General features: G+C 55.7%; 27 protein-coding genes. 6 read left to right on the top strand and 21 right to left on the bottom strand.

Annotation, left to right across the window (positions count from 1 at the left end; translation table 11 throughout):
- The 9 genes from VSR74_RS22915 to fkpA all read right to left on the bottom strand — a co-directional run.
- Nucleotides 1-99: GTP-binding protein (locus tag VSR74_RS22915; protein WP_001363157.1), on the bottom strand; the 99-nt coding region annotated here is incomplete at its 3' end.
- Between the two features lie 70 nt (nt 100-169).
- Nucleotides 170-2,284: an elongation factor G gene (gene fusA, locus VSR74_RS22920; RefSeq protein ID WP_108476645.1), complete on the bottom strand. Its 2,115-nt coding sequence runs from the start codon at nt 2,282-2,284 to the stop codon at nt 170-172.
- A 96-nt stretch (nt 2,285-2,380) separates the two neighbouring features.
- The gene (gene rpsG, locus VSR74_RS22925; RefSeq protein WP_006817513.1) at nt 2,381-2,851 is read right to left on the bottom strand and encodes a 30S ribosomal protein S7; all 471 of its coding nucleotides are present in this window, start codon (nt 2,849-2,851) and stop codon (nt 2,381-2,383) included.
- 95 nt (nt 2,852-2,946) lie between these two features.
- The gene (gene rpsL, locus VSR74_RS22930; protein WP_000246815.1) at nt 2,947-3,321 is read right to left on the bottom strand and encodes a 30S ribosomal protein S12; all 375 of its coding nucleotides are present in this window, start codon (nt 3,319-3,321) and stop codon (nt 2,947-2,949) included.
- A gap of 124 nt (nt 3,322-3,445) precedes the next feature.
- Entirely contained in the window at nt 3,446-3,733 is a 288-nt protein-coding gene (gene tusB / locus VSR74_RS22935; protein ID WP_347796798.1) for a sulfurtransferase complex subunit TusB, read from the bottom strand.
- Between the two features lie 7 nt (nt 3,734-3,740).
- On the bottom strand, nt 3,741-4,100 hold the full coding sequence (tusC, locus tag VSR74_RS22940; protein ID WP_347796799.1) for a sulfurtransferase complex subunit TusC: 360 nt from the start codon (nt 4,098-4,100) through the stop codon (nt 3,741-3,743).
- Nucleotides 4,100-4,486: a sulfurtransferase complex subunit TusD gene (tusD, locus tag VSR74_RS22945; protein WP_347796800.1), complete on the bottom strand. Its 387-nt coding sequence runs from the start codon at nt 4,484-4,486 to the stop codon at nt 4,100-4,102. Before tusD ends, tusC begins: the two co-directional genes overlap by 1 nt.
- Nucleotides 4,486-5,208 carry a helix-turn-helix transcriptional regulator gene (locus VSR74_RS22950; RefSeq protein ID WP_015962730.1) on the bottom strand — a complete coding sequence of 241 codons (723 nt, stop codon included), beginning with the start codon at nt 5,206-5,208 and terminating at the stop codon, nt 4,486-4,488. The genes tusD and VSR74_RS22950 overlap by 1 nt, the downstream gene beginning before the upstream one ends.
- A gap of 165 nt (nt 5,209-5,373) precedes the next feature.
- Entirely contained in the window at nt 5,374-6,195 is an 822-nt protein-coding gene (gene fkpA / locus VSR74_RS22955) for an FKBP-type peptidyl-prolyl cis-trans isomerase (protein WP_347796801.1), read from the bottom strand.
- Nucleotides 6,196-6,428: 233 nt separating this feature from the next.
- Here fkpA and VSR74_RS22960 point away from each other — a divergent pair, with 233 nt between their 5' ends.
- On the top strand, nt 6,429-6,647 hold the full coding sequence (locus VSR74_RS22960; RefSeq protein WP_108476639.1) for a protein SlyX: 219 nt from the start codon (nt 6,429-6,431) through the stop codon (nt 6,645-6,647).
- A gap of 75 nt (nt 6,648-6,722) precedes the next feature.
- Here VSR74_RS22960 and slyD read toward each other — a convergent pair whose 3' ends face one another.
- The 4 genes from slyD to kefG all read right to left on the bottom strand — a co-directional run bounded on the left by slyD (nt 6,723) and on the right by kefG (nt 9,966).
- Complete coding sequence (slyD, locus tag VSR74_RS22965) at nt 6,723-7,304, bottom strand: peptidylprolyl isomerase (protein WP_347796802.1); 582 nt, start codon at nt 7,302-7,304, stop codon at nt 6,723-6,725.
- Nucleotides 7,305-7,398: 94 nt separating this feature from the next.
- Nucleotides 7,399-7,599, bottom strand: a complete 201-nt coding sequence (locus tag VSR74_RS22970; protein ID WP_347796803.1) for a YheV family putative zinc ribbon protein — start codon at nt 7,597-7,599, stop codon at nt 7,399-7,401.
- A gap of 10 nt (nt 7,600-7,609) precedes the next feature.
- Complete coding sequence (kefB, locus tag VSR74_RS22975; protein WP_347796804.1) at nt 7,610-9,415, bottom strand: glutathione-regulated potassium-efflux system protein KefB; 1,806 nt, start codon at nt 9,413-9,415, stop codon at nt 7,610-7,612.
- Nucleotides 9,415-9,966 carry a glutathione-regulated potassium-efflux system ancillary protein KefG gene (gene kefG / locus VSR74_RS22980; protein ID WP_347796816.1) on the bottom strand — a complete coding sequence of 184 codons (552 nt, stop codon included), beginning with the start codon at nt 9,964-9,966 and terminating at the stop codon, nt 9,415-9,417. The genes kefB and kefG overlap by 1 nt, the downstream gene beginning before the upstream one ends.
- A gap of 160 nt (nt 9,967-10,126) precedes the next feature.
- On the opposite strand from kefG, the gene VSR74_RS22985 reads away from it, so the two are divergent.
- On the top strand, nt 10,127-12,031 hold the full coding sequence (locus tag VSR74_RS22985; RefSeq protein WP_347796805.1) for an ABC transporter ATP-binding protein: 1,905 nt from the start codon (nt 10,127-10,129) through the stop codon (nt 12,029-12,031).
- Between the two features lie 12 nt (nt 12,032-12,043).
- Complete coding sequence (locus VSR74_RS22990) at nt 12,044-12,988, top strand: LysR family transcriptional regulator (protein ID WP_347796806.1); 945 nt, start codon at nt 12,044-12,046, stop codon at nt 12,986-12,988.
- Here the strand turns inward: VSR74_RS22990 and mdcH are convergent.
- From mdcH to mdcA, 8 genes are all read right to left on the bottom strand, one after another.
- Complete coding sequence (gene mdcH, locus VSR74_RS22995; RefSeq protein WP_347796807.1) at nt 12,972-13,868, bottom strand: malonate decarboxylase subunit epsilon; 897 nt, start codon at nt 13,866-13,868, stop codon at nt 12,972-12,974. The genes VSR74_RS22990 and mdcH overlap by 17 nt on opposite strands.
- Nucleotides 13,868-14,485, bottom strand: a complete 618-nt coding sequence (locus VSR74_RS23000; RefSeq protein ID WP_347796808.1) for a malonate decarboxylase holo-ACP synthase — start codon at nt 14,483-14,485, stop codon at nt 13,868-13,870. The genes mdcH and VSR74_RS23000 overlap by 1 nt, the downstream gene beginning before the upstream one ends.
- Before the next feature lie 3 nt (nt 14,486-14,488).
- A complete protein-coding gene (locus tag VSR74_RS23005) occupies nt 14,489-15,448 on the bottom strand; it encodes an AEC family transporter (RefSeq protein ID WP_347796809.1) in 960 nt (319 codons plus the stop codon).
- Nucleotides 15,449-15,568: 120 nt separating this feature from the next.
- Nucleotides 15,569-16,369, bottom strand: coding sequence for a biotin-independent malonate decarboxylase subunit gamma (gene mdcE / locus VSR74_RS23010; protein ID WP_347796817.1), 801 nt, complete (start codon nt 16,367-16,369; stop codon nt 15,569-15,571).
- Nucleotides 16,369-17,202, bottom strand: coding sequence for a biotin-independent malonate decarboxylase subunit beta (locus tag VSR74_RS23015; RefSeq protein ID WP_347796810.1), 834 nt, complete (start codon nt 17,200-17,202; stop codon nt 16,369-16,371). Before VSR74_RS23015 ends, mdcE begins: the two co-directional genes overlap by 1 nt.
- Complete coding sequence (gene mdcC, locus VSR74_RS23020) at nt 17,195-17,494, bottom strand: malonate decarboxylase acyl carrier protein (RefSeq protein WP_347796811.1); 300 nt, start codon at nt 17,492-17,494, stop codon at nt 17,195-17,197. Before mdcC ends, VSR74_RS23015 begins: the two co-directional genes overlap by 8 nt.
- A gap of 9 nt (nt 17,495-17,503) precedes the next feature.
- Nucleotides 17,504-18,370, bottom strand: a complete 867-nt coding sequence (locus tag VSR74_RS23025) for a triphosphoribosyl-dephospho-CoA synthase (protein WP_347796812.1) — start codon at nt 18,368-18,370, stop codon at nt 17,504-17,506.
- Nucleotides 18,370-20,025, bottom strand: coding sequence for a malonate decarboxylase subunit alpha (gene mdcA, locus VSR74_RS23030; protein WP_347796813.1), 1,656 nt, complete (start codon nt 20,023-20,025; stop codon nt 18,370-18,372). The genes VSR74_RS23025 and mdcA overlap by 1 nt, the downstream gene beginning before the upstream one ends.
- Before the next feature lie 249 nt (nt 20,026-20,274).
- On the opposite strand from mdcA, the gene VSR74_RS23035 reads away from it, so the two are divergent.
- Genes VSR74_RS23035 through VSR74_RS23045 form a run of 3 tightly spaced genes read left to right on the top strand, consistent with a single transcriptional unit; the run spans nt 20,275 to nt 22,408 of the window.
- Nucleotides 20,275-21,297, top strand: a complete 1,023-nt coding sequence (locus VSR74_RS23035; protein WP_347796814.1) for a hydrolase — start codon at nt 20,275-20,277, stop codon at nt 21,295-21,297.
- Nucleotides 21,294-21,512, top strand: coding sequence for a YheU family protein (locus tag VSR74_RS23040; protein WP_108476624.1), 219 nt, complete (start codon nt 21,294-21,296; stop codon nt 21,510-21,512). Before VSR74_RS23035 ends, VSR74_RS23040 begins: the two co-directional genes overlap by 4 nt.
- A gap of 26 nt (nt 21,513-21,538) precedes the next feature.
- Nucleotides 21,539-22,408 carry a phosphoribulokinase gene (locus VSR74_RS23045; RefSeq protein WP_347796815.1) on the top strand — a complete coding sequence of 290 codons (870 nt, stop codon included), beginning with the start codon at nt 21,539-21,541 and terminating at the stop codon, nt 22,406-22,408.
- The last annotated feature ends 3 nt before the right edge of the window (nt 22,409-22,411 follow it).

The following is a 22,411-nucleotide window of genomic DNA, read 5'->3' on the forward strand; positions in this document are numbered from 1 at the left end:
GGTGATTGCAGCGGTCAGAGTAGTTTTACCGTGGTCGACGTGGCCGATAGTACCAACGTTGACGTGCGGTTTTGTACGTTCAAATTTTTCTTTAGACACGGCTATATTCCTTACTATAGTGCTCTCCCCTTCAGGAGAGAGCACGGGACTTAGGTTTTAACCCCGGGGCTTATTTACCACGGGCTTCGATTACGGCCTGAGCAACGTTGTTCGGCGCATCATCATACTTCAGGAATTCCATGGTGTATGATGCACGACCTTTGGTCAGAGAACGCAACTGAGTTGCATATCCGAACATTTCAGACAGCGGAACTTCAGCGTGGATCTTAACGCCAGTTACTTCAGATTCCTGACCGCGCAGCATACCGCGACGACGGCTCAAGTCACCGATAACATCACCAGTGTTCTCTTCCGGAGTCTCTACTTCAACCTTCATGATCGGCTCAAGCAGAACAGGTTTTGCTTTCTTAAAGCCTTCTTTAAAGGCAATAGAAGCAGCCAGTTTAAACGCCAGTTCAGAGGAGTCAACGTCGTGGTAAGAACCGAAGTGCAGACGAATACCCATGTCTACAACCGGGTAACCTGCCAGCGGGCCAGACTTCAACTGTTCCTGGATGCCTTTATCAACGGCCGGGATGTATTCGCCAGGAATTACACCACCTTTGATGTCGTTGATGAACTCGTAACCTTTCGGGTTAGAGCCCGGCTCCAGTGGGTACATGTCGATAACGACGTGACCATACTGACCGCGACCACCAGACTGTTTCGCGTGCTTACCTTCGATATCGGTAACTTTCGCGCGAATTGCTTCGCGGTAAGCAACCTGAGGTTTACCGACGTTCGCTTCAACGTTGAACTCACGTTTCATACGGTCAACGATGATGTCGAGGTGCAGCTCACCCATACCAGCGATAATGGTCTGGTTAGATTCTTCGTCAGTCCATACGCGGAATGACGGGTCTTCTTTAGCCAGACGACCCAGAGCCAGACCCATTTTTTCCTGGTCAGCTTTGGTTTTCGGTTCTACTGCGATGGAGATTACCGGCTCAGGGAATTCCATACGTTCCAGAATGATCGGCGCATCTTGATCACACAGAGTGTCACCAGTGGTTACGTCTTTCAGACCGATTGCAGCAGCGATATCGCCCGCGCGAACTTCTTTGATCTCTTCACGTTTGTTAGCGTGCATCTGTACGATACGACCGAAACGCTCACGTGCAGCTTTCACGGAGTTCAGTACGGTATCACCAGAGTTAACCACACCGGAGTACACACGGAAGAAGGTCAGGTTACCAACGAACGGGTCGGTAGCGATTTTGAACGCCAGTGCAGCGAACGGCTCGTCATCACTTGCGTGACGCTCAGCCGGCGTGTCTTTACCGTCGTCCAGGATACCGTTGATCGCCGGAACATCGATTGGGGATGGCAGGTAATCAATTACCGCATCCAGCATCGCCTGAACACCTTTGTTCTTGAACGCAGAACCACAGGTTACCAGGATGATTTCGTTGTTCAGAACACGCTGACGCAGAGCAGTTTTGATCTCTTCTTCAGTCAGTTCTTCACCACCCAGGTATTTCTCCATCAGCTCTTCAGAAGCTTCAGCAGCGGATTCCAGCAGGTTCTGGTGCCATTCGTTGGCCAGTTCAACCATGTCAGCAGGGATATCTTCGTATTCGAAGGTAACGCCCTGGTCTGCATCGTTCCAGTTGATGGCTTTCATTTTCACCAGGTCAACAACACCGGTGAAATGTTCTTCAGCACCAATTGCCAGCTGCAGCGGAACCGGGTTCGCGCCCAGACGGGTTTTGATCTGACCAACAACTTTCAGGAAGTTAGCGCCCATACGGTCCATTTTGTTAACGAACGCGATGCGCGGAACTTTATATTTGTTAGCCTGACGCCATACGGTTTCAGACTGTGGCTGAACACCACCGACTGCGCAGTAAACCATTACCGCACCATCAAGAACACGCATGGAACGTTCTACTTCGATAGTGAAGTCAACGTGCCCCGGGGTGTCGATGATGTTTACGCGATGCGGTTCATACTGCTTAGCCATACCAGACCAGAATGCAGTAGTCGCTGCGGAAGTGATGGTAATACCACGTTCCTGCTCCTGCTCCATCCAGTCCATGGTAGCCGCGCCGTCGTGAACTTCACCGATTTTGTGGTTTACACCGGTGTAGAACAGAATACGTTCGGTAGTAGTGGTTTTACCGGCGTCGATGTGCGCACTGATACCGATGTTACGGTAGCGTGCGATGGGTGTTGTACGAGCCATTTGATTCCTCGTTTATCTTTTTAGGCGTTCAGTTAAGTAACCCAAAGCGGGCTGCTTCGCTGAAGCGCCCGCCTGGTGACTAATACTCCGAAGGGATTACCAACGGTAGTGTGCGAACGCCTTGTTGGCCTCTGCCATACGGTGAACGTCTTCACGTTTCTTAACTGCAGTACCTTTGTTGTCTGCAGCATCAGTGAGTTCGTTCGCCAGGCGCAGAGCCATGGATTTATCACCGCGTTTACGAGCAGCTTCAACGATCCAACGCATTGCCAGAGCATTACGACGGACCGGACGGACTTCAACTGGTACCTGATAAGTAGAACCACCAACGCGGCGAGACTTAACTTCGACAGTCGGGCGCACGTTTTCGAGAGCTACTTCGAAAGCTTCCAGTTCATTTTTACCAGAACGCTGAGCCAGGGTCTCCAGCGCGCTGTATACGATAGTTTCTGCAGTAGATTTTTTACCATCTACCATCAGGATGTTGACAAATTTAGCCAGCAGTTCTGATCCGAACTTAGGATCCGGCAGGATTTTACGCTGACCAATGACGCGACGACGTGGCATGGAAATACTCCGTTGTTAATTCAGGATTGTCCAAAACTCAAAGAGTTTAGTTTGACATTAATATAAAACGTTTGGCCTTACTTAACGGAGAACCATTAAGCCTTAGGACGCTTCACGCCATACTTGGAGCGAGCTTGCTTACGGTCTTTAACGCCGGAGCAGTCAAGCGCACCACGAACGGTGTGGTAACGAACACCCGGAAGGTCTTTTACACGACCGCCACGGATCAGGATCACGGAGTGCTCCTGCAGGTTATGACCTTCACCACCGATGTAGGAGGTCACTTCAAAACCGTTAGTCAGACGAACACGGCAAACTTTACGCAGTGCGGAGTTCGGTTTTTTAGGAGTGGTAGTATATACACGAGTACATACGCCACGTTTCTGCGGGCAGGCTTCCAGTGCAGGCACGTTGCTTTTTGCAACTTTGCGAGCACGTGGTTTGCGAACCAGCTGGTTAACTGTTGCCATTAAATAGCTCCTGGTTTTAGCTTTTGCTTCGTAAACACGTAATAAATCGCCTCATATAATATGAGGACGCAGAATTTTAGGGCGGTGTCGAAAAGGTGTCAAGAAATATACAACAACCTGGCATCTACCAGGCCATCTGAGACGCATGTTTTACCGCCAGCCTGACGAAGTCAGTATAGCCAACCCTGACGACACTGTTCGAAATTTGACCACATAACCCACGCGCTTCAACATCTTCATTCAGTACGTGGAGGGATATGGGGGCGGAACGGAGAATATCAAGAAAACGGCTGCCTTCAATTGCCGCCACGACGCCGTCAGAGAGCAGCAGCAGGTCATCGCCCTCTATTACGATACGCAGCAGACCCGCCATATCAGCGTGCCAGGGGGAGGAACTCAGGGTATGCAGCATAGGTGCCTCAGAAGCGAAGGATCACATCATAGCCATCAAGCTGCTGACGAAGCGCATCCGCCTCCAGCAGCTCAACGTCCGTCACAAAAGCCGTATCCGCACTTAAACCACGTTCGCGTAGGGACTCCGCGCACATCCAGACGCTCTCGATGTCGTAGAGCGACATCAACTTAAACGTCGCGATGTAATCACGCGCCAGTACCGTTGCGGGTTTCTGATCGGCAAGAAGTTGAAACACGCCATCGCCGATGAAAAACACGCCGAGATCGTCGCTCAATGCCGAAGCGGCAAGCAGCGCATCAAGCCCTTCACGCCCGGAGGCGCTGCCGTGTGGTGCGCAAGCAAAGACAAAAGCCACTCGTTTCATCAGAACTGTACCATGCGATCGCAGGTGAGAGAGGCTTGCGCCAGCGCCCCCAACCCACTCAGAGAAAACCCCGGCTGAAGATTAAAAGCTGGCAGCGACAGATTTTTCGCTTCGGTTTCGTCCGTCACACCGCGGCGTAGCGCCGCCGCCACGCAAATATGCAGCTCGACGCCCTGTTCATCATGCAGCCGCTGCCATGCGCGTACCAGATCAAATTCATCGCTGGCAGGCGCTGTAAGCTGGTTAGCGTTATAGACGCCCTCGCGGTAAAAGAACACGCAGGCAAGCTCGTGACCTTCGCTCAGCACCGCCTGCGCAAACTGCAGCGCACTGCTGGCGTGTTGCGTCCCGTAAGCCGGGCCGGTCACCATGATGGCAAAACGCATTACTTATCCTGCCCCACAAAATCACCGCTTTTGAACTGGCGAATGTAGAGATAGACGGTGTGTTTGGAGATGTTCAGGCGGTCGGCCACCTGATTAATCGCATCCTTGATATCGAAGATTCCTTTCTCGTAAAGATTAAGCACGATCTGGCGGTTTTTAGCGTTATTAGAAACGTTGCGATCGGCATTCACCTCTTCAATGGTGAACTCCAGCGTTTGGGTCACCAGATCCTCAACCGAGGAGGCAAAGTTCACCTGCGAGTTCACTTCCGGCGTCTCAGGCGGAATAAAGGTGTTCATGATTTGTGAGAAAGGCACATCAAGGTTCATGTTGATGCACAGCAGCCCGATGACACGTTGCTCGCGGTTGCGAATCGCGATAGTCACGGACTTCATCAGCACGCCACTTTTAGCACGAGTAAAATAGCATTTGGAAACGCTGCTATCTGCGCCGGTCATATCGTGCAGCATACGCAGAGCCAGATCGGTAATCGGCGAGCCAATTTTTCGTCCGGTATGTTCACCGTTAGCGATACGAATAGCCGAGCACTTCAGATCCTGCAATGAATGCAGCACGATTTCACAATGGGAACCAATGAGCATCGCTAACCCGTCCACGACCGCTTCATAGGACTTCAGGATCTCGAAATCGGTTTTATCGAAAGGACGTTGATCCAGCAAATCAAGTTCACTGGTTTCGTTGGTTAAAAGCGACCTGGACATGTAAAAAAGCACTCCTTTTCAGGAGCCTGTCGTTATGTTGTCAGGGCAGGCTCATCACTATTAGGGGGATCTAAAGTAATACGCGCACCAGGCGCTTTCCAGCATTAATTATATCAGGCAGGTAATAAAAAGCCGCCGCCCGGGAGGGCGGCGGCTATCAGACACTTATTTTTTGTCTGCGGTTGCGGCTTTCTCAGCCGGCGCAGCGTCGGCTTTCGCTTCCGCTTTCGGTGCTGGTTTCACGTCTAACAGTTCAACGTCGAAGACCAGAGTGGAGTTAGCCGGGATACCCGGAACGCCGGTCTTACCGTAAGCCAGATCCGGTGGGATAACCAGCTTGATTTTACCGCCTTTCTTGATGTTTTTCAGGCCTTCAGTCCAGCCTGGGATCACGCCATCAAGACGGAAGGAGAGCGGTTCGCCACGGGTGTAAGAGTTATCGAACTCTTTACCGTCGATCAGCGTACCTTTGTAGTTCACGACAACGGTGTCGCTATCGGTCGGCGCCGCGCCGGAACCTGCTTTCTCTACTTTGTACAGCAGGCCAGTAGAAGAGGTTTTCACATCTTTTTCTTTGGCGAATTTCGCGCGGAACTCTTTACCTTTCGCTTCGTTATCCGCAGCGTCTTTCTCCATCTTCGCCTGAGCGGAAGACTTCACGCGCGCTTCGAAAGCCTGCAGGGTTTGCTCAATTTCCTGATCGGAAAGTTTGCTTTTGTCAGCAAATGCATCCTGAACACCGGCGATCAGCTGATCTTTATCCAGTTTAATGCCCAGTTTTTCCTGCTCTTTCAGGGAGTTTTCCATGTAACGACCCAGCGAAGCACCCAGTGCATAAGCGGATTTCTGGTCGTCGTTTTTGAAAGCGGCTTTGCTTTCTGCGGCTGGTGCAGCTTTCGCAGCAGTATCAGCGGCAAACGCCAGCGGCGCATTCAGTGCAACGGCCATCGTGGTCGCCAGAAGCGTTACTTTAAACAGTGATTTCATCCATCTCTCCAGGGCCGGGGCCTCTCGCCCCAAGATTTACTAAGTGAGAAGCGTACTATATAGCCTTGCAGAACAAATCTACATACGAACGCTCCTGATTCTCGACACTTTTCAGACTATTTTTGTTTAAATTAGTTTCCCCCTTGACGAAGGAATGCTGCGTGGAAGCCGAAAGTTAAGTAGAATCCGCGGCACCGGGAAGCATGCCGGAACTCACAGCTAAGAGGTTAATGATGCAAGAAATGAGTATTGAAGCGCGGATGGAAGAACTCGAGAGCCGCCTGGCGTTTCAGGAGATCACCATTGAAGATCTTAACCAGACGGTCACTCAGCATGAGCTGGAAATGTCAAAACTGCGTGAACATCTGCGGTTACTGACGGAAAAACTGAAGGCCAGTCAGCCGTCGCACATTGCGTCCCAGTCAGAAGAGACGCCGCCGCCTCACTATTGAGACGAAAAAAAACGGGATTTCTCCCGTTTTTTTGTGCCGGATGGCTGCGCGAGCGCCATCAGGCATGGCAAGCAATTAATGGCAACCGCAACCGCCGTTACCACCACAACCGCCTTTACCGTGTTCATGACCATGGTCGTGACCGTGGCCGCCGCAGCAACCGTCGTGGTCATGATCGTGATCGTGACCGTTCGCACCGTGAACGTGGCCATGAGCCAGTTCTTCTTCGGTTGCTTCACGGATAGCCACAACTTCCACGTTAAATTTCAGATTCTGACCCGCCAGCATGTGGTTACCATCAACCACAACGTGATCATCTTCTACTTCAGTGATTTCAACCGGTACCGGGCCCTGGTCGGTTTCTGCCAGGAAGCGCATGCCAACCTGCAGTTCGTCAACGCCCATGAACACGTCTTTAGGAACGCGCTGCACCAGGTTTTCGTCATACTGACCGTAAGCGTCGTTCGCGCCAACAGCCACATCGAATTTATCGCCAACTTCGTGACCGTCCAGCGCTGTTTCCAGGCCAGAGATCAGGGAACCGTGACCATGCAGGTAGTCCAGCGGCGCGCTTACCGGAGACTCATCAACCAATACACCGTCTTCTGTACGTACCTGATAGGCCAGGCTGACCACCAGGTCTTTTGCTACTTTCATGATATCTCCTGAGCAAGGGAAGAATAGTGGCGCAGATTGTAGCGGAATTCTGCACTCGTGTACCCCTTAGCTTAAAAAAAGGCGAGCGATTACGCTAGTCGGGATGAAAAATGCCAATCACTTGCTCATCTTTGCGAACATGATCGCGCGCCTCTTTATCCGCTTCCCGCATCTGATGACCACACTTAACGCATTCAACAATATCAATATTATTTTCGCGCCACATGGCCATAGAATCCTGCGCCTGACACGCCGGGCATTTCGCGCCCGCGATAAACCGTTTACGTACCGCCATACTTCACCTTTTATTCAAATTCGTCCCAGCCATCCAGTTGACGTCGCTCTTGTTGCATCTCGCGCTGGAAAATCTCCTCCAGCTCGCGCCGCGCTTCCCGCACGCGCGAAATCTGTTGTGTATCGCTGTGCACTGGCATCAGCTCGCGCAGCATCCGCATATCAAGGCGACGGAAGTGAAGCTGCGCCCGCTGCGCCTGATGAGGATGCATCCCGGTGGAGATAAGCGCCTTACGCCCGAGCTCCAGCGCACTGGAGAATGTCTCACGGGAAAACTGTAACACGCCCGCCTGTAGCAGTTCGTGCGCTTCCACACGTCCCCGGGCACGCGCCATAATATTGAGGTGCGGAAAGTGCTGCTGGCAGATTTCCACCAGCTTCATGGTGTCTTCCGGTTCATTACAGGTAATCACGATCGACTGCGCCTGCTCCGCCCCGGCGGAACGCAGCAACTCAACCTGCGTCGCATCGCCGTAATAAACCTTATAGCCATATTTACGCATCAGGTTTACCGCGCTGATATCGCGCTCCAGCACGGTAATGCGCAACTTATTGGCCATCAGCAAACGGCCAATAACCTGACCAAAACGGCCAAAGCCCACCACAATCACCTGTGGCTTATCGTCTTCCACCCACGGCGCTTCCTCTTCTTCTTCCGGGCCATTAAAGCGGCGCGACAGCACGCGGTCGACGGCTTTCATCAATAGCGGCGTGGTCATCATCGAAAGCGTGACCGTCACCAGCAGCAGCGCCATCTGGTCGCCTTGAAACAGCTTCACGCTCGATGCGGCGGAAAAGAGCACAAACGCAAACTCACCGCCCTGGCTGAGCACGCCAGCGAACTGCATCCGCTCGGCGCTTCGCAGGCCATGCAACCGCGCCAGCACGTACAGCACCAGCGTTTTCACCGCCACCAATACCACCACGCTGCCCACCACCCACAGAATATGGGTGTAGAGCACGCCAAGATTCAGCGCCATGCCGACGGATATAAAGAACAGCCCCAGCAGCAGCCCCTTAAAGGGCTCGATAGCCGTTTCCAGTTCGTGACGATATTCACTTTCCGCCAGCAGCACCCCGGCGATAAACGTCCCGAGCGCCATTGAAAGCCCCAGCGCATCCATAAACAGCGCCGAGCCCAACACCAGCAGTAGCGTCGCCGCCGTAAACACTTCACGCACGCCGGAGGCGGCGATAAAACGGAATACCGGACGCAGCAGGTAACGCCCGCCAATCAACACGCCACCAAACACCAGCACCTTCATGCCGACAGACATCCAGTCGACGTGTTCGTCGCCAGACCCCGCCAGCAGGGGCACCAGCGCTAACGCGGGGATCACCGCTAAATCCTGAAACAGCAGCACCGAAAAACCGAGTTGCCCCGATTCGCTGCGATTCATGCCCTTCTCGCGCATCAATTGCAGCGCCATCGCCGTCGATGACATCGCAAGGCCAATCCCGCCAATCACCGCCGCCTGCCAGGAGAAATCGGTCAGCATCAGCAGGCCGCCGAGGATAAGCGCGCTGACCAACACCTGCGCTGCGCCAATGCCGAAAATCGGCCGCCTGAGTTGCCAGAGCTTGGCCGGGTTCAGTTCAAGCCCGATAATAAACATCAGAAAGACGACGCCCAGCTCCGAGAAATGCAGAATTTCATCAACGTCGCTGATAAAACCCAGCCCCCACGGGCCGATGGCAATCCCGGCCAACAGATAACCGAGCACTGCGCCAATGCCCAACCGGGAAGCCAGAGGCACCGCCACCACCGCGGCAAACAGGAACAGCACGCCAGCCAGTAACAAATCGGAACCTTCCATCAGCGGCCTCCCGGGGCAACCGGCGAGGCCAGCCACTCACCATACGCTTTCGCGTGACTTGCCAGCTCCTCTGGCGATTGACGGCGCGCCCAGTAGATAATCATCGGATTCATCCAGTGCATCCGGCACATCGCCGCCGTCAGTTCAAAGGGTCGCAAAATATCGCTCATCGGGTAGCGGTTAAGCGCATCATAGCGGTACGCGCTTTCCGGTTCACCGGTAGTAATGACGCTACGCCAGTACTTTCCCGCCAGTTGGTTGCCTCCCACCCCGCTGGCAAAGCCGCGGCTGAGCACCCGGTCGAGCCACTCTTTGAGCAGCGCCGGGCAACTGTAGGTGTAAAGCGGGTGCTGGAAAACAATCACCTCATGCTCACGCAGCAGCGCCTGTTCACGAGGAATATCAATAAAAAAATCAGGATAGTTGGCGTACAGATCATGTACAGTTACATTGCTCAACTGTGCGGCGGGCTTGAGCAAAACCCGATTTGCCACCGAGTCCTGTGATTCCGGATGGGCATACAGCAGCAATACTTTTGGCGTCTGCGACATCATTCCCCTCCGTTTCTCTTTCCGTGCGCGACCGCGCAGCAGGAATGATTTTGTGTATCGTCATCATTTTGGGCTACCATTGCGGCCCGGTGTGGCGATTCGCTCACCACATTACATTATCACAATGACAATTTAACATACCCAGAACATACGGCGCCTTATGATTGTTTTCTCCTCGTTACAAATTCGACGCGGCGTGCGCGTCCTGCTGGACAACGCAACAGCCACCATTAACCCCGGGCAGAAAGTCGGCCTGGTGGGGAAAAACGGCTGCGGCAAATCCACGCTGCTGGCGTTATTGAAGAACGAGTTAAGCGCCGATGGCGGTAGCTTTACCTTCCCCGGCAACTGGCAACTGGCCTGGGTGAATCAGGAAACGCCCGCGCTGGCGGAGCCCGCACTGGAGTATGTTATCGACGGCGACCGCGAGTACCGCCAGCTTGAAGCGCAACTGAATGCGGCTAACGAGCGCAACGACGGCCACGCTATCGCCACCGTGCACGGCAAACTGGACGCCATCGACGCGTGGACTATCCGCTCCCGCGCATCCAGCCTGCTGCATGGTCTGGGTTTCAGCAATGAACAACTGGAACGCTCAGTCAGTGACTTCTCCGGTGGCTGGCGTATGCGTCTTAACCTGGCGCAGGCGCTGATCTGCCGTTCCGATTTACTGCTGCTCGATGAACCAACCAACCACCTCGATCTCGATGCGGTCATCTGGCTGGAAAAATGGCTGAAGAGCTATCAGGGCACGCTGATCCTGATTTCGCACGACCGGGACTTCCTTGACCCGATCGTCGACAAAATTATTCATATCGAACAGCAGGCGATGTTCGAGTACACCGGCAACTACAGCTCTTTCGAACGTCAGCGCGCGACGCGTCTGGCCCAGCAGCAGGCGACCTACGAAAGCCAGCAGCAGCGCGTGGCGCACCTGCAAAGCTTTATCGACCGCTTTAAAGCCAAAGCCAGCAAGGCCAAACAGGCGCAGAGCCGCGTGAAAATGCTGGAGCGTATGGAGCTTATTGCGCCAGCACATGTCGATAACCCGTTCCACTTCAGCTTCCGCGCGCCGGAAAGCCTACCGAGCCCGTTGCTGAAAATGGAAAAGGTGAGCGCAGGCTACGGTGAGCGCATTGTTCTCGACTCGATTAAACTGAATCTGGTGCCGGGCTCGCGCATTGGCCTGCTGGGGCGTAACGGCGCGGGTAAATCGACGCTGATTAAACTGCTGGCTGGTGAACTCAACCCGCTGAGCGGTGAGATTGGTCTGGCGAAGGGGATCAAGCTGGGTTACTTCGCCCAGCATCAACTGGAGTTCCTGCGCGCCGATGAATCGCCGATTCAGCATCTGGCGCGTCTCGCACCGCAGGAGTTAGAGCAGAAGTTGCGTGATTATCTCGGCGGTTTCGGTTTCCAGGGCGATAAAGTCAGCGAGCCAACCGGGCGTTTCTCTGGTGGTGAAAAAGCGCGTCTGGTGCTGGCGTTAATCGTCTGGCAGCGCCCGAACCTGCTGCTGCTTGATGAACCGACCAACCACCTTGACCTCGACATGCGTCAGGCGCTGACCGAAGCATTAATTGAGTTTGAAGGCGCGCTGGTTGTCGTCTCGCACGACCGCCACCTGCTGCGTTCCACCACCGATGACCTCTATCTGGTGCATGACGGCAAAGTCGAGCCGTTCGACGGCGACCTGGAGGATTATCAGAAGTGGCTGAGCGACTCACAGAAACAGGAAGCGCAGGCAGACGACACGCCGAAAGATAATGTTAACAGCGCGCAGGCGCGTAAAGATCAGAAGCGTCGCGAAGCAGAATTACGCACCCTCACGCAACCGCTGCGTAAAGAGATCGCCCGTCTGGAAAAAGAGATGGAGAAGCTCAACGCGCAACTTGCCAGCGCCGAAGAAAAACTGGGCGACAGCGAACTTTACGATCAGAGCCGCAAAGCGGAACTGACCGAATGTCTGCAACAGCAGGCGCAGGCGAAATCCGGCCTGGAAGACGCAGAGATGGCCTGGCTGGACGCGCAGGAGCAGTTAGAAGCGATGCTGCAAAGCGAATAAAGGCGATACACCATGAACCCGGTAACGACTAACGACATCACGTTCCGTAAGCTCGCTATCTTCATGACGTTTATGGAGAAGGGCAACATCGCCCGTACCGCCGAGGCGCTGGAACTCAGCGGCGTGAGCGTGCATCGCGCGCTGCACACGCTGGAAGAGAACGTGCGTTGTCCGTTGTTCGTCCATAAGGGTCGCAACCTGGTCGCCCTGCCCGCGGCCTGGACGCTGCTGGAGTATTGCCAGGAAGTCACGCAACTGATGGCGCGCGGGCTGGAAGAAGCGCGCAAAACAGCAGGCGTAGGCCAGGGGCGGCTGCGCGTCGGCACGCTCTACTCGCTGACGCTGGAAACCGTGCCGCGCCTGATTATGGGTATGAAGCTGCGGCGCCCGGATCTGGAGCTTGGCCTCACCATGGGCTCCAACGACACCCTGTTACACATGCTGGAGGACGGTACGCTGGATGCGATTATCATCTCTATCTCTGAGAGCGATATCGACCGTAATAACATGGAAGTACTACCGCTGTTCCACGACGATATTTTTCTTGCCGCCCCCGCATCCGCCTCGCTCAATACCAGCGAGCTTGCCGACCTGCGCGATTATCGCGACCAGAAATTTGTCTCGCTGGCGGAAGGATTTGCCACCTACGCGGGGTTTCAGGAAGCGTTTCACATCGCCGGGTTTGAACCGGAGATCGTGACAAGAGTGAATGATATTTTCTCGATGCTAAGCCTGGTGCAGGCAGGAGTGGGTTTTACCCTGATGCCAGGGCGCATGAAGAAAGTCTATGAAAGCTCCGTGCAATTATTGAAGCTGTCACAGCCATATCAGATGCAGCAGTTAATCGCGATTGTGTTCAGCCGCAACCGCGAACAGGATCCGAACCTGCGCGCACTCGCCGCCGAAGGGCGTATGTACGCGCGGAGTCTGGAAGAGAATACTACGCCTGGCGTTTAAGCCGCTGCGCCAGATGCACTGCGACATCCGCGCCGCTACGCTCCAGCGAAATCGACTCCCCTTCCCATGCCGCCTGACGCGTTAAACAGGTGAGAATGCCGCCCGGCGGCATTTCAATCGCCAGCCGCGCTTCGCGTTCATTAGCGGAAATCACCGCCTCCTGCCAGCGCACGGTGCGCGCCATGTTCATCGCTAAATCATCGGCGATGCGTTCCGGCTGCCATAACACGCGTCCGGTACTCCCACTTAAATAAGCGTAACGCGGACGAGAAAGCGTCACGCCACTAAACGCCTGCATCAATTTCTGCGCGGGTTGTGCCAGCAGCTCACAGTGCGACGGCACACTCACCGCCAGGCGCGGCGCTTTGGTTGCGCCCTTTTCCATCGCGCGTTTCGCGACAATCGCCATCCCTTCATCCGTCCCGGCAATCACCGTCTGGGTTTCGGCATTCAGATTGGCGATGTAGGTTCCCGTACCTTCCAGCAGCGGTTCAACCTGGTTTAGGGTTAACCCCATGATCGCCGTTAACCCGTAACCGTGCGGATACGCCTGCTCCATCAGATCGCCACGCAGCGACACCAGCTTCAGCGCATCGCGGAAATCGAGCGCCCCTGCCACCACGGCGGCAGGATACGCGCCAATCGACAAACCGCTGACGATGTCCGGCGGCACACCTCGCCGCTCCAGTTCCCGCGCCCAGGCAACCCCCGCAATCAGCAGCGACAGTTGCACCGCGCGCGTATGTTTCAGCGCATCGGGCGTGTCCAGCGCCTCGTCGCCCAGCACCTCGCGAGCCTGCGCCAGTTCATCGCCGGGCAGGTTTTGCAACATATCGGGGTGCTGCGTCCCCTGACCGGGAAAGGTAAACAGAATTTTCATTATTCCTCCCTGCTCCAGGGGGAGCGAACGAGCCGCGGCCCCTGGCTGGTTTTCAGCAACGCTTTGCCATCGCGCAGCCACTCCGCCAGCGCAAACGCGCCCACAGGCGTTTCCACCTGAGTGTCAGCGCGGCACAGCGCGCCCGTCAGTTGCTGTTGCCAGCGTTGCAGCGCGTCATGTGCTAACGGCTCAGGGGCGCGGATCAGGAGATCCAAATCAGAGGCGGCGTGGATCACCGGGATCCCCGTTGCCAGCGCATAACCGGTACTGCCGGTAACGCCCCACGCCCATGGCCAGCGCTGTTGCGCCAGCATTAGCGCAAGCTGAACGGGGGGCTGGGAGACAAACGGAGAGCGAAGTAGTTCAAGCGGGTCAACCAGCGTTTCCGGCGAGCAAACGCGAACCACAGATTCACGTTTAACCCAGCCTGCGGCACGTTGCTCCCGACGCATGCCACGCACCCCAACCGGAATGCGCCCCTGCGTATCAACATCACGCCGCACCACCACCGGCAGGCCGGTATGCCAGATACCGTCTACCCATTCATCGGTTATCGACTCCAGCGCATCGCGGGAATTGAGCCAGATAAGATCGTGTGGGCGTAATGTTGTGGTCATAATTTACATTCCTGAAGTCAGCGAGATAAACAGCGGCAGCGACAGGATACACAGAACTGAGCTCAGCAGCAGCACCGCTTCCGCATCCGGCGATTGCACGCCGAAACGGTTACCGAATACCACACCGAAGAAGCCAGCAGAGAGCGCAATCATCAGAATAGCGGTGATGGCGACAGAACCATGCAGGCCAAACGCCAGCACAATACCCCAGGCGATAAACGGCTGGATCAGCAGTTTGGCGATAGTCGCGCTGACAACCATGGTGTTGATTTGCAGTTTACGCGCAGAGAGGATCACCCCGGTCAGGAACAGCGCCGCAGCGGTTGCCGACAGGCCCAGCGGTTTAATCGACGCCAGCAGCATTTCCGGCATTTTGATGCCGATCGCTGAAAGAATCACGCCCAGCAGCGGGCCCATGACGATCGGTTTTTTCAGTGAACGCCACATCAGCACCGGCAGCATTGAGAGCGAGCTGCCGCTGTTGCCGCCCTCGGCACGCGCTTTTTCACGCTCCAGAATCAGCAGGCAGAACGGCGTCATCAGCACGGAACCACAGGCGATAGAAACCGCGACAGAAAGCGAGGTCGCCGGGGTTTCACCCAGCACGCTGCCCAGAATCGGCAGGCCAAGCGCGGCATAGTTTGGCAGTGCGACGGTCAGCGTCAGCACGGCAGCATCCTGCGGCGACTTATTGAAGACTTTCACCGCCAGGAAGTAGATAGCGGCGTAGATAATCCACATCGCCAGCGTCAACACCACAATCAGCGGCGACTGGGCGACAATCCCGGCCCACGGGGTTTGTACAGTTGCGCTGAACAGCGCGGCAGGCAGTGCGAAATCCATGACAAAAATATTAAGCAGGGAAACATTCTTGTTATCGACCATTTTGGCCTTACCTGCCCAGAATCCCAGTAGCATGATCACGAAAATCGGTGCCAGGGCATGAATAATTACGTAAGTCATAAATCACCTGTAGTTAAAAAGAAAAGTCACTGACGCGATGGTTATTATTTTCAGAGTGCAGGCTCCCGGTGGGCGCAGCATCTGTGCCCACGGGGGTGACTCTGGAAGGTCTCTTTTTACTTACCAGTTGGCGCGCATACGTTCACGAACGAGCGCCGAACTGCGGCGGTTGTCAGAACCCAGGCGATTTTTCAGCGAGGTATCCTGACGAGCGTCTTTGATGGCCTGTTGCAGCGTGCTGTTCACCTGCGTCAGATCGTTATCGCTTGGGGCATCCGGGTTGCTGATATCCAGCAGTTTCGCCAGCAGACCCAGCGTGGCGTAGTTGCTGATGTCATACGCCATCGGCGGAATGGTCGCCGCCAGTTTTTCCAACGCTTCAACGGTACGCAGGGTGATACGCGCGGCAGACTCTTTGCCCATCGCGTGGATCAGCACGCCGGAATCGTTGAAGGCAATCAGTTGGTTGGCCTGATAACCGTGCGCCAGAAACGCACCGGACATCGCTTTACCGACAATCAAACCAATCACCGGATGACCGGCCAGACGCGCATTGGCATACGCCCCGGCAGCACCAGCCAGCGCCTGGTGAATACCGAACGCCTCTTCACGACGGCCATAGGCCTGGCTCGGTACGTCAATCACCGCGATAATCGGGCGTTTAACGGCTTTATCAGCATCGGCGGCAACGGTTTCGCTCACCACTTTCGCCAGCGTCCAGCCTTCGAGCAGGCCCACTTCACCTTTTGCCGCGCGTGGGAAGTGGTTATTGGCATCCGGTACAACAGCCACAAAACGCACCGCTTCACCGTTAATTTCGCCATCGGCCGCCTGGACTGATGGGCAAAGACCTTGCACACGCTGTGCGTTCGGGGCCAGTTTTTCCAGCCACAATGCCCCACGGCTTACTGAGTTACTCATCATTTCACCTCCCGGGCAAAAAGCGCTTTAATCTGTTCAGAATCAGCCTGTTTGCGGGTGTCGAAATTCGTCAGGCGATCCAGATACCAGTCGTAGTTATCGGTGCGATGTTTTGCAGGAACGCCTTTGGCAATCGCGTCGTTCATCGCCGCTTTCACCGCGTTAACGCCATCACCCACCAGCGCATCCACCAGCCCGCTTTCATAGCGCACTTCGCCACCGGTCATGCTCCAGATAAACGGACGGTCGCGGGAGTCATATTCGGCAATCCCGGCTTCCTGTTCGATAACCTGCGGGCCGTTCAGGCCGAGACGCGCTTCGCGGGTGACAATCAGATAGCTGCACAGCGCGGCAGCGATAGACATCCCGCCGAAGCAACCAACGGTACCGGCGACAATCCCGACCACCGGGGTATAACGGCGCAGGTCAACAATCGCGGCATGGATATCGGCAATCGCCGCCAGGCCGAGGTTAGCTTCCTGTAAGCGCACACCGCCGGTCTCGAGGCACAGCACGGCCTGCGTCGGGATACCGTTACGGTTATCTTCCGCCGCCAGTTCAAGCGCTGCCGCCATTTTGGCACCGGAGACTTCACCCATGCTGCCGCCCTGGAACGCGCCTTCAATTGCCACAACCACGGCAGGCTGGCCTTTGATGGTGCCTTTGGCGACAACCATGCCGTCGTCGGCCTGCGGCACGATACCCTGCGGCCCAAGCCACGGAGAAACAATGCCTTCAAACGGATCCAGTAGTTCGCGATAGCTGCCGTCATCCAGCAGCGCGTGCGCACGCTGACGTGCTTTTAATTCGATAAAACTGCGGTCATCACGCATAGCTCACCTCCTCAAAGACCTGTTCGATACGAATGCGAGCCACGCCTGGGGTTGCGCCAAAATCGTGGATCACCAGCTTGCCGGATGGTAGTTCGCTCACAAGGCTCAGGCGGTTGAACAGCGCTTCCCAACGGGCGCGGCTGTTGTCCACCGAGGTGGTGATATCAATTGTCAGGGTTTTCTCCTGGTCGGCGGTGAATAACACCTCCATATCCCCGGAGCCCACAACGCCTGCCAGTGCTTTGCCGCTTAGTGTGCGGCTGGCAGGCAAAGAGATCGTAATGTGTTCCATAACATCCTCTTAATTCGGTAAATAAGGCGCGGAAGACGCGTCAATACGGTCGAGAAACAGGGTTGCGGCCAGCAGGTCGGCAGCGCCGCCCGGTGAGGCGTTGAGCGCCAGCATCTGTGCATCCAGTTTTGCCAGCGCGTCACGGCCTTCCGGCTGAGCGGTACCGCCAGCAAGCAGGACAGCGCGCGCGCCGTTTTGCATGGTTTCAAGACCGTGCATGCCGCTGCGCGAGAGCACGCAGGTGTCGCTAAGCGAGGTCATAATCGCCATCAGCGCATCCAGTCTGGCGTGCGTTTCGCTGCTGCCGTTGAAGCGGCTTAAACGAAGCTGCGGCAAGGCGCGCTGCATCACATGCGGGAAAGCTTGCTGCGCTTCTTCCCTCGCACCCGGCACGCGGAAGCGGTGCGTGGCGCGAAGCCCTTTGCTGAACACTTTCGGCGCGGCGGAGTCCGGCAGCATCGCCAGTTTCGCCGCCGTAGCGCTGATGGCTTTTGCCGTACCCGCGCCGCCGAGCATCGCCACCGCGCTGACCAGCAGGCCCAGCGCCCAAATCGCGCCGCGGTGGGTGTTCACGCCGTTGGTGGCCGCCATCATCTGCTGCTCGCCTTCGCGTCCCAGTCGCCCAATGGTTTGTCTGAGCGCAACATCCGCCGGACGCTGCCAGCTTTGCTGCGCCAGGGCATGAAACGTTGGGGTCAGGCTGTGGGCGGAACGCTCCATCAGCGCCAGCGTCAGGTCGTGATGCGCCCCGCTGCCCCGGCTGTCCACCAGACCGGGTTTCGGGCTTAAACGTGCTTCGTCGACAAGACATTGCGTGGCGGTTCGCGCCAGCCATTCGGCACCGCCTTCAACCTGAATCTGTGGCAGAAGTTTCATTACCAGCTCCGGAATTTCGCAGGTGGGTTGTAAAGACCACCAGACCATTCCACCAGGTCGGACACGCTGCTGGCAGCCAGCAGGGAACGGGTGGCGTCGGTGCGACGAATGCCCATATCTTCCGGATAAACCACTTTGCCGTTCTTACGCAGCTCGGCCACGCGTTTGGCGTCAACGCCAAGGCCAATATCGGTAATACCGGCAACGGCGGCGACCATAGCGCGACGCTCTTCCAGGCTTTCCGCACGGTAGAGGTAAGCGATACCTTCTTCGGTCAGCACGTGGGTCACGTCATCGCCGTAAATCATGACTGGCGCCAGCGGCATCCCGGAGGTTTTCGCCACTTCGACGGCATCCAGTGTTTCGACGAAGGTGGGTTTCACGCCGGCCTGGAAGGTTTCCACCATCTGGACGACGAGTTTTTTACCGCGCTGCATCGGGTCTGGTTCGGTGATCATGTTCAGCCAGGCAGGCGTTGCATGACGACGACCGTGTGGGTCATGGCCCATGTTTGGCGCACCGCCGAAACCGGAGAGACGACCACGGGTAACGGTCGAGGAGTTGGCCAGGCCATCAACCTGTAACGTTGAGCCGATAAACATATCCACCGCGTACTGACCTGCTAACTGGCAGAACGCGCGGTTGGAACGCATTGAACCATCGGCACCGGTAAAGAACACATCAGGACGGGCGCGGATGTACTCTTCCATCCCCAGTTCGCCACCGAAGCAGTGCACGCTTTCCACCCAACCGCTCTCAATCGCCGGGATCAGCGTCGGATGCGGGTTAAGCGTCCAGTGTTTACAGATTTTGCCTTTCAGGCCGAGTTGTTCACCGTAGGTTGGCAGCAGCAGTTCAATCGCAGCGGTGTTAAACCCGATACCGTGGTTGAGAGACTGCACCTGATGCTCTGCGTAGATGCCTTTAATCGCCATCATCGCCATCAGGATGTGTTCTTGTTTAATCAGACGCGGGTCGCGGGTAAACAGCGGTTCAATAAAGAACGGTTTGTCCGCAACGACCACGAAATCAATCCACGAGCCTGGAATATCCACGCGCGGCAGGTCGCATTCGTCGTCCACCAGTTCGTTCACCTGTGCGATGACGATGCCGTCGTGGAAGGCGGCCGCTTCAACCAGCGCTGGCGTATCTTCCGTACTGGCGCCAGTGTACAGGTTGCCTTTACTGTCGGCTTTAAAACCGGCAATCAGCGCCACGTTCGGAGCCAGGTCAACATAGAGACGGGAGTAAAGTTCGATGTAGGTGTGAATCGCACCAATTTCCAGCAGACCATCTTCCAGCAGTTGCGAAATACGCAGGCTCTGTGTGCCGGAGAAAGAGAAGTCCAGCTTGTGGGCGATACCTTTCTCGAAGATGTCGAGGTGTTCACTGCGACCGACGCTTGGCATGATCATATGCAGGTCGTGCACAATCTGCGGGTTCACTTCAGCAAGGGAACGAGACAGGAAATCTGCCTGTTTTTGGTTATTCCCTTCTAATACCACTCTGTCGCCCGGGGCGATCAGTTTTTCCAGCATTGCGACAAGGTCTGCCGTCGGTAGCACCTTGCCCTGCACCGGTACAGACGCCAGGCGGCGCTGTTTCTCAGTGCGTCGCGTGTTCCATACCCGTGCGGGTGTTTGCCCAGATAACATTATTAACCTCCTGATTCAGCGAATCATTTTGATTTGCTTAACACTGAGAAGAGTCTGAACCCTGGTGAGAAAGTCATCAATTAAGCTTAGGAAGAAATCATTAGCCTGAGAGTAATAATCACATGAAAATTTTGTGACGCAGGTCAACTCAAAAAGGGGTAAAAGAGGCTACCACCGCCCATTTTCTTAAACACAATCAAAAAGTGACGGTATAGTAGTCAGCAGATCAAAAGAGAATATCGCAACGTTATGGCCCAAATTACTCCCGCAGAGTTTGATGTCCCGCAGGACGACTCATCATCATTTCGTCCGATGCCCGGCATCAGCAACCCGCATCTGCAAACGATGCTGCCGAGGCTCATCCGCCGTCGGCTCCACTTTACGCCGCACTGGCAGCGCCTCGATTTACCGGATGGCGACTTTCTGGATATCGCGTGGAGCGAAGACCCCATGCAGGCAAAACACAAGCCGCGCCTGGTGGTGTTCCACGGCCTGGAAGGCAGCCTGCACAGCCCTTACGCCCATGGCCTGATTCAGGCGGCAAAAGAACGCGGCTGGCTCGGCGTGGTGATGCATTTTCGCGGCTGCAGCGGCGAACCTAATCGCCTCAACCGCATTTATCACTCCGGCGAAACAGAAGACGGCACCTGGTTTTTAAACTGGTTGAAGCAGGAACTGGGCGAGGCGCCCACCGCGGCGGTGGGTTATTCGCTCGGCGGCAATATGCTCGCCTGCCTGTTGGCGAAGGAAGGCAACACGGTGCCACTGGACGCTGCGGTGATTGTCTCCGCGCCGTTTGTGCTGGAAGCCTGTAGTTATCATATGGAAAAAGGCTTTTCACGGGTCTATCAGCGCTATCTGCTTAACCTGCTAAAGGGCAACGCCTCGCGCAAACTGGCGGCTTACCCCGGTACGCTTCCGATTGACTTACGCCAGCTTAAGCGCGTGCGCAAGATCCGCGAATTTGATGACCTGATCACCGCCAAAATTCATGGTTTCGCCGACGCTATCGACTATTATCGTCAATGTAGCGCGATGCCGTTACTCAATCAGATAGCCATTCCGACGCTGATTATTCACGCAAAGGACGATCCGTTTATGGATCACCACGTGATCCCTGACGCCGACTCACTTCCTGCCTGCGTCGAATACCAGTTAACGGAACATGGCGGCCACGTCGGTTTTATCGGCGGAACCTTCCGCCGCCCGAAAATGTGGCTGGAGCGACGTATTCCCGACTGGCTGATGCCGTGGCTTGGAGGTGAAAAATGATTATCCCCTGGCAAGATATCGACCCCGAAACGCTCGATAATCTGATTGAAAGCTTTGTGTTGCGTGAAGGCACCGATTATGGTGAATATGAACGTTCACTTGCGCAAAAGGTCGCCGACGTAAAACAGCAACTACAACGCGGCGAAGCGGTGCTGGTGTGGTCGGAGCTTCACGAAACCGTCAACATCATGCCCCGCAGCCAGTTTCGCGGTTAATCTTACCGACTCGGGAGTTGTTCGCTATGTCTGCCAATCATCCGGTTATCGCCGTCACGGGTTCCAGCGGGGCGGGAACCACCACCACCAGCCTCGCGTTCCGCAAGATTTTCGCCCAACTCCATTTACGTGCCGCGGAAGTGGAAGGCGATAGCTTCCACCGCTATACGCGCCCGGAAATGGATCTGGCCATCCGTAAGGCGCGCGATATGGGGCGTCATATCAGCTACTTCGGCCCGGATGCCAACGACTTCAGCCTGCTGGAACAGACATTCCGCGAATACGGCCACAGCGGCACAGGACAGTCGCGAAAATATCTGCATACCTATGATGAGGCGGTGCCGTGGAATCAGGTACCGGGAACCTTTACCCCCTGGCAACCGCTGCCTGAGCCAACCGACGTGCTGTTTTATGAAGGGCTGCACGGCGGCGTGGTGACGCCGCAGCACGATGTGGCGAAGCATGTCGATTTACTGGTCGGCGTGGTACCCATCGTCAACCTGGAGTGGATTCAGAAAATGATCCGCGACACCAGCGAACGCGGCCACTCCCGCGAGGCGGTGATGGATTCCGTGGTGCGCTCCATGGAAGATTACATCAACTACATTACGCCGCAGTTCTCACGCACACATCTCAACTTCCAGCGTGTGCCAACGGTCGATACGTCTGACCCGTTCGCAGCGAAAGGCATTCCATCGCTTGATGAAAGTTTTGTGGTGATCCACTTCCGTAATCTCGACAATATCGATTTCCCGTGGCTACTGGCGATGCTACAGGGCTCGTTTATTTCACATATGAATACGCTGGTGGTGCCCGGCGGCAAAATGGGGCTGGCGATGGAATTGATTATGACGCCACTGGTTCAGCGGTTGATGGCAGGGAAGAAGATTGGGTGAACG

This window comes from Pseudocitrobacter cyperus, from assembly GCF_039889165.1.
Lineage (GTDB): Bacteria > Pseudomonadota > Gammaproteobacteria > Enterobacterales > Enterobacteriaceae > Pseudocitrobacter > Pseudocitrobacter cyperus.

Bases quoted from the DNA above. Each gene is read 5' to 3' on its own strand.
- fusA (WP_108476645.1), bottom strand. From the start codon at position 2,284: ATGGCTCGTACAACACCCATCGCACGCTACCGTAACATCGGTATCAGT.
- rpsG (WP_006817513.1), bottom strand. From the start codon at position 2,851: ATGCCACGTCGTCGCGTCATTGGTCAGCGTAAAATCCTGCCGGATCCT.
- rpsL (WP_000246815.1), bottom strand. From the start codon at position 3,321: ATGGCAACAGTTAACCAGCTGGTTCGCAAACCACGTGCTCGCAAAGTT.
- tusB (WP_347796798.1), bottom strand. From the start codon at position 3,733: ATGCTGCATACCCTGAGTTCCTCCCCCTGGCACGCTGATATGGCGGGT.
- tusC (WP_347796799.1), bottom strand. From the start codon at position 4,100: ATGAAACGAGTGGCTTTTGTCTTTGCTTGCGCACCACACGGCAGCGCC.
- tusD (WP_347796800.1), bottom strand. From the start codon at position 4,486: ATGCGTTTTGCCATCATGGTGACCGGCCCGGCTTACGGGACGCAACAC.
- VSR74_RS22950 (WP_015962730.1), bottom strand. From the start codon at position 5,208: ATGTCCAGGTCGCTTTTAACCAACGAAACCAGTGAACTTGATTTGCTG.
- fkpA (WP_347796801.1), bottom strand. From the start codon at position 6,195: ATGAAATCACTGTTTAAAGTAACGCTTCTGGCGACCACGATGGCCGTT.
- VSR74_RS22960 (WP_108476639.1), top strand. From the start codon at position 6,429: ATGCAAGAAATGAGTATTGAAGCGCGGATGGAAGAACTCGAGAGCCGC.
- slyD (WP_347796802.1), bottom strand. From the start codon at position 7,304: ATGAAAGTAGCAAAAGACCTGGTGGTCAGCCTGGCCTATCAGGTACGT.
- VSR74_RS22970 (WP_347796803.1), bottom strand. From the start codon at position 7,599: ATGGCGGTACGTAAACGGTTTATCGCGGGCGCGAAATGCCCGGCGTGT.
- kefB (WP_347796804.1), bottom strand. From the start codon at position 9,415: ATGGAAGGTTCCGATTTGTTACTGGCTGGCGTGCTGTTCCTGTTTGCC.
- kefG (WP_347796816.1), bottom strand. From the start codon at position 9,966: ATGTCGCAGACGCCAAAAGTATTGCTGCTGTATGCCCATCCGGAATCA.
- VSR74_RS22985 (WP_347796805.1), top strand. From the start codon at position 10,127: ATGATTGTTTTCTCCTCGTTACAAATTCGACGCGGCGTGCGCGTCCTG.
- VSR74_RS22990 (WP_347796806.1), top strand. From the start codon at position 12,044: ATGAACCCGGTAACGACTAACGACATCACGTTCCGTAAGCTCGCTATC.
- mdcH (WP_347796807.1), bottom strand. From the start codon at position 13,868: ATGAAAATTCTGTTTACCTTTCCCGGTCAGGGGACGCAGCACCCCGAT.
- VSR74_RS23000 (WP_347796808.1), bottom strand. From the start codon at position 14,485: ATGACCACAACATTACGCCCACACGATCTTATCTGGCTCAATTCCCGC.
- VSR74_RS23005 (WP_347796809.1), bottom strand. From the start codon at position 15,448: ATGACTTACGTAATTATTCATGCCCTGGCACCGATTTTCGTGATCATG.
- mdcE (WP_347796817.1), bottom strand. From the start codon at position 16,369: ATGAGTAACTCAGTAAGCCGTGGGGCATTGTGGCTGGAAAAACTGGCC.
- VSR74_RS23015 (WP_347796810.1), bottom strand. From the start codon at position 17,202: ATGCGTGATGACCGCAGTTTTATCGAATTAAAAGCACGTCAGCGTGCG.
- mdcC (WP_347796811.1), bottom strand. From the start codon at position 17,494: ATGGAACACATTACGATCTCTTTGCCTGCCAGCCGCACACTAAGCGGC.
- VSR74_RS23025 (WP_347796812.1), bottom strand. From the start codon at position 18,370: ATGAAACTTCTGCCACAGATTCAGGTTGAAGGCGGTGCCGAATGGCTG.
- mdcA (WP_347796813.1), bottom strand. From the start codon at position 20,025: ATGTTATCTGGGCAAACACCCGCACGGGTATGGAACACGCGACGCACT.
- VSR74_RS23035 (WP_347796814.1), top strand. From the start codon at position 20,275: ATGGCCCAAATTACTCCCGCAGAGTTTGATGTCCCGCAGGACGACTCA.
- VSR74_RS23040 (WP_108476624.1), top strand. From the start codon at position 21,294: ATGATTATCCCCTGGCAAGATATCGACCCCGAAACGCTCGATAATCTG.
- VSR74_RS23045 (WP_347796815.1), top strand. From the start codon at position 21,539: ATGTCTGCCAATCATCCGGTTATCGCCGTCACGGGTTCCAGCGGGGCG.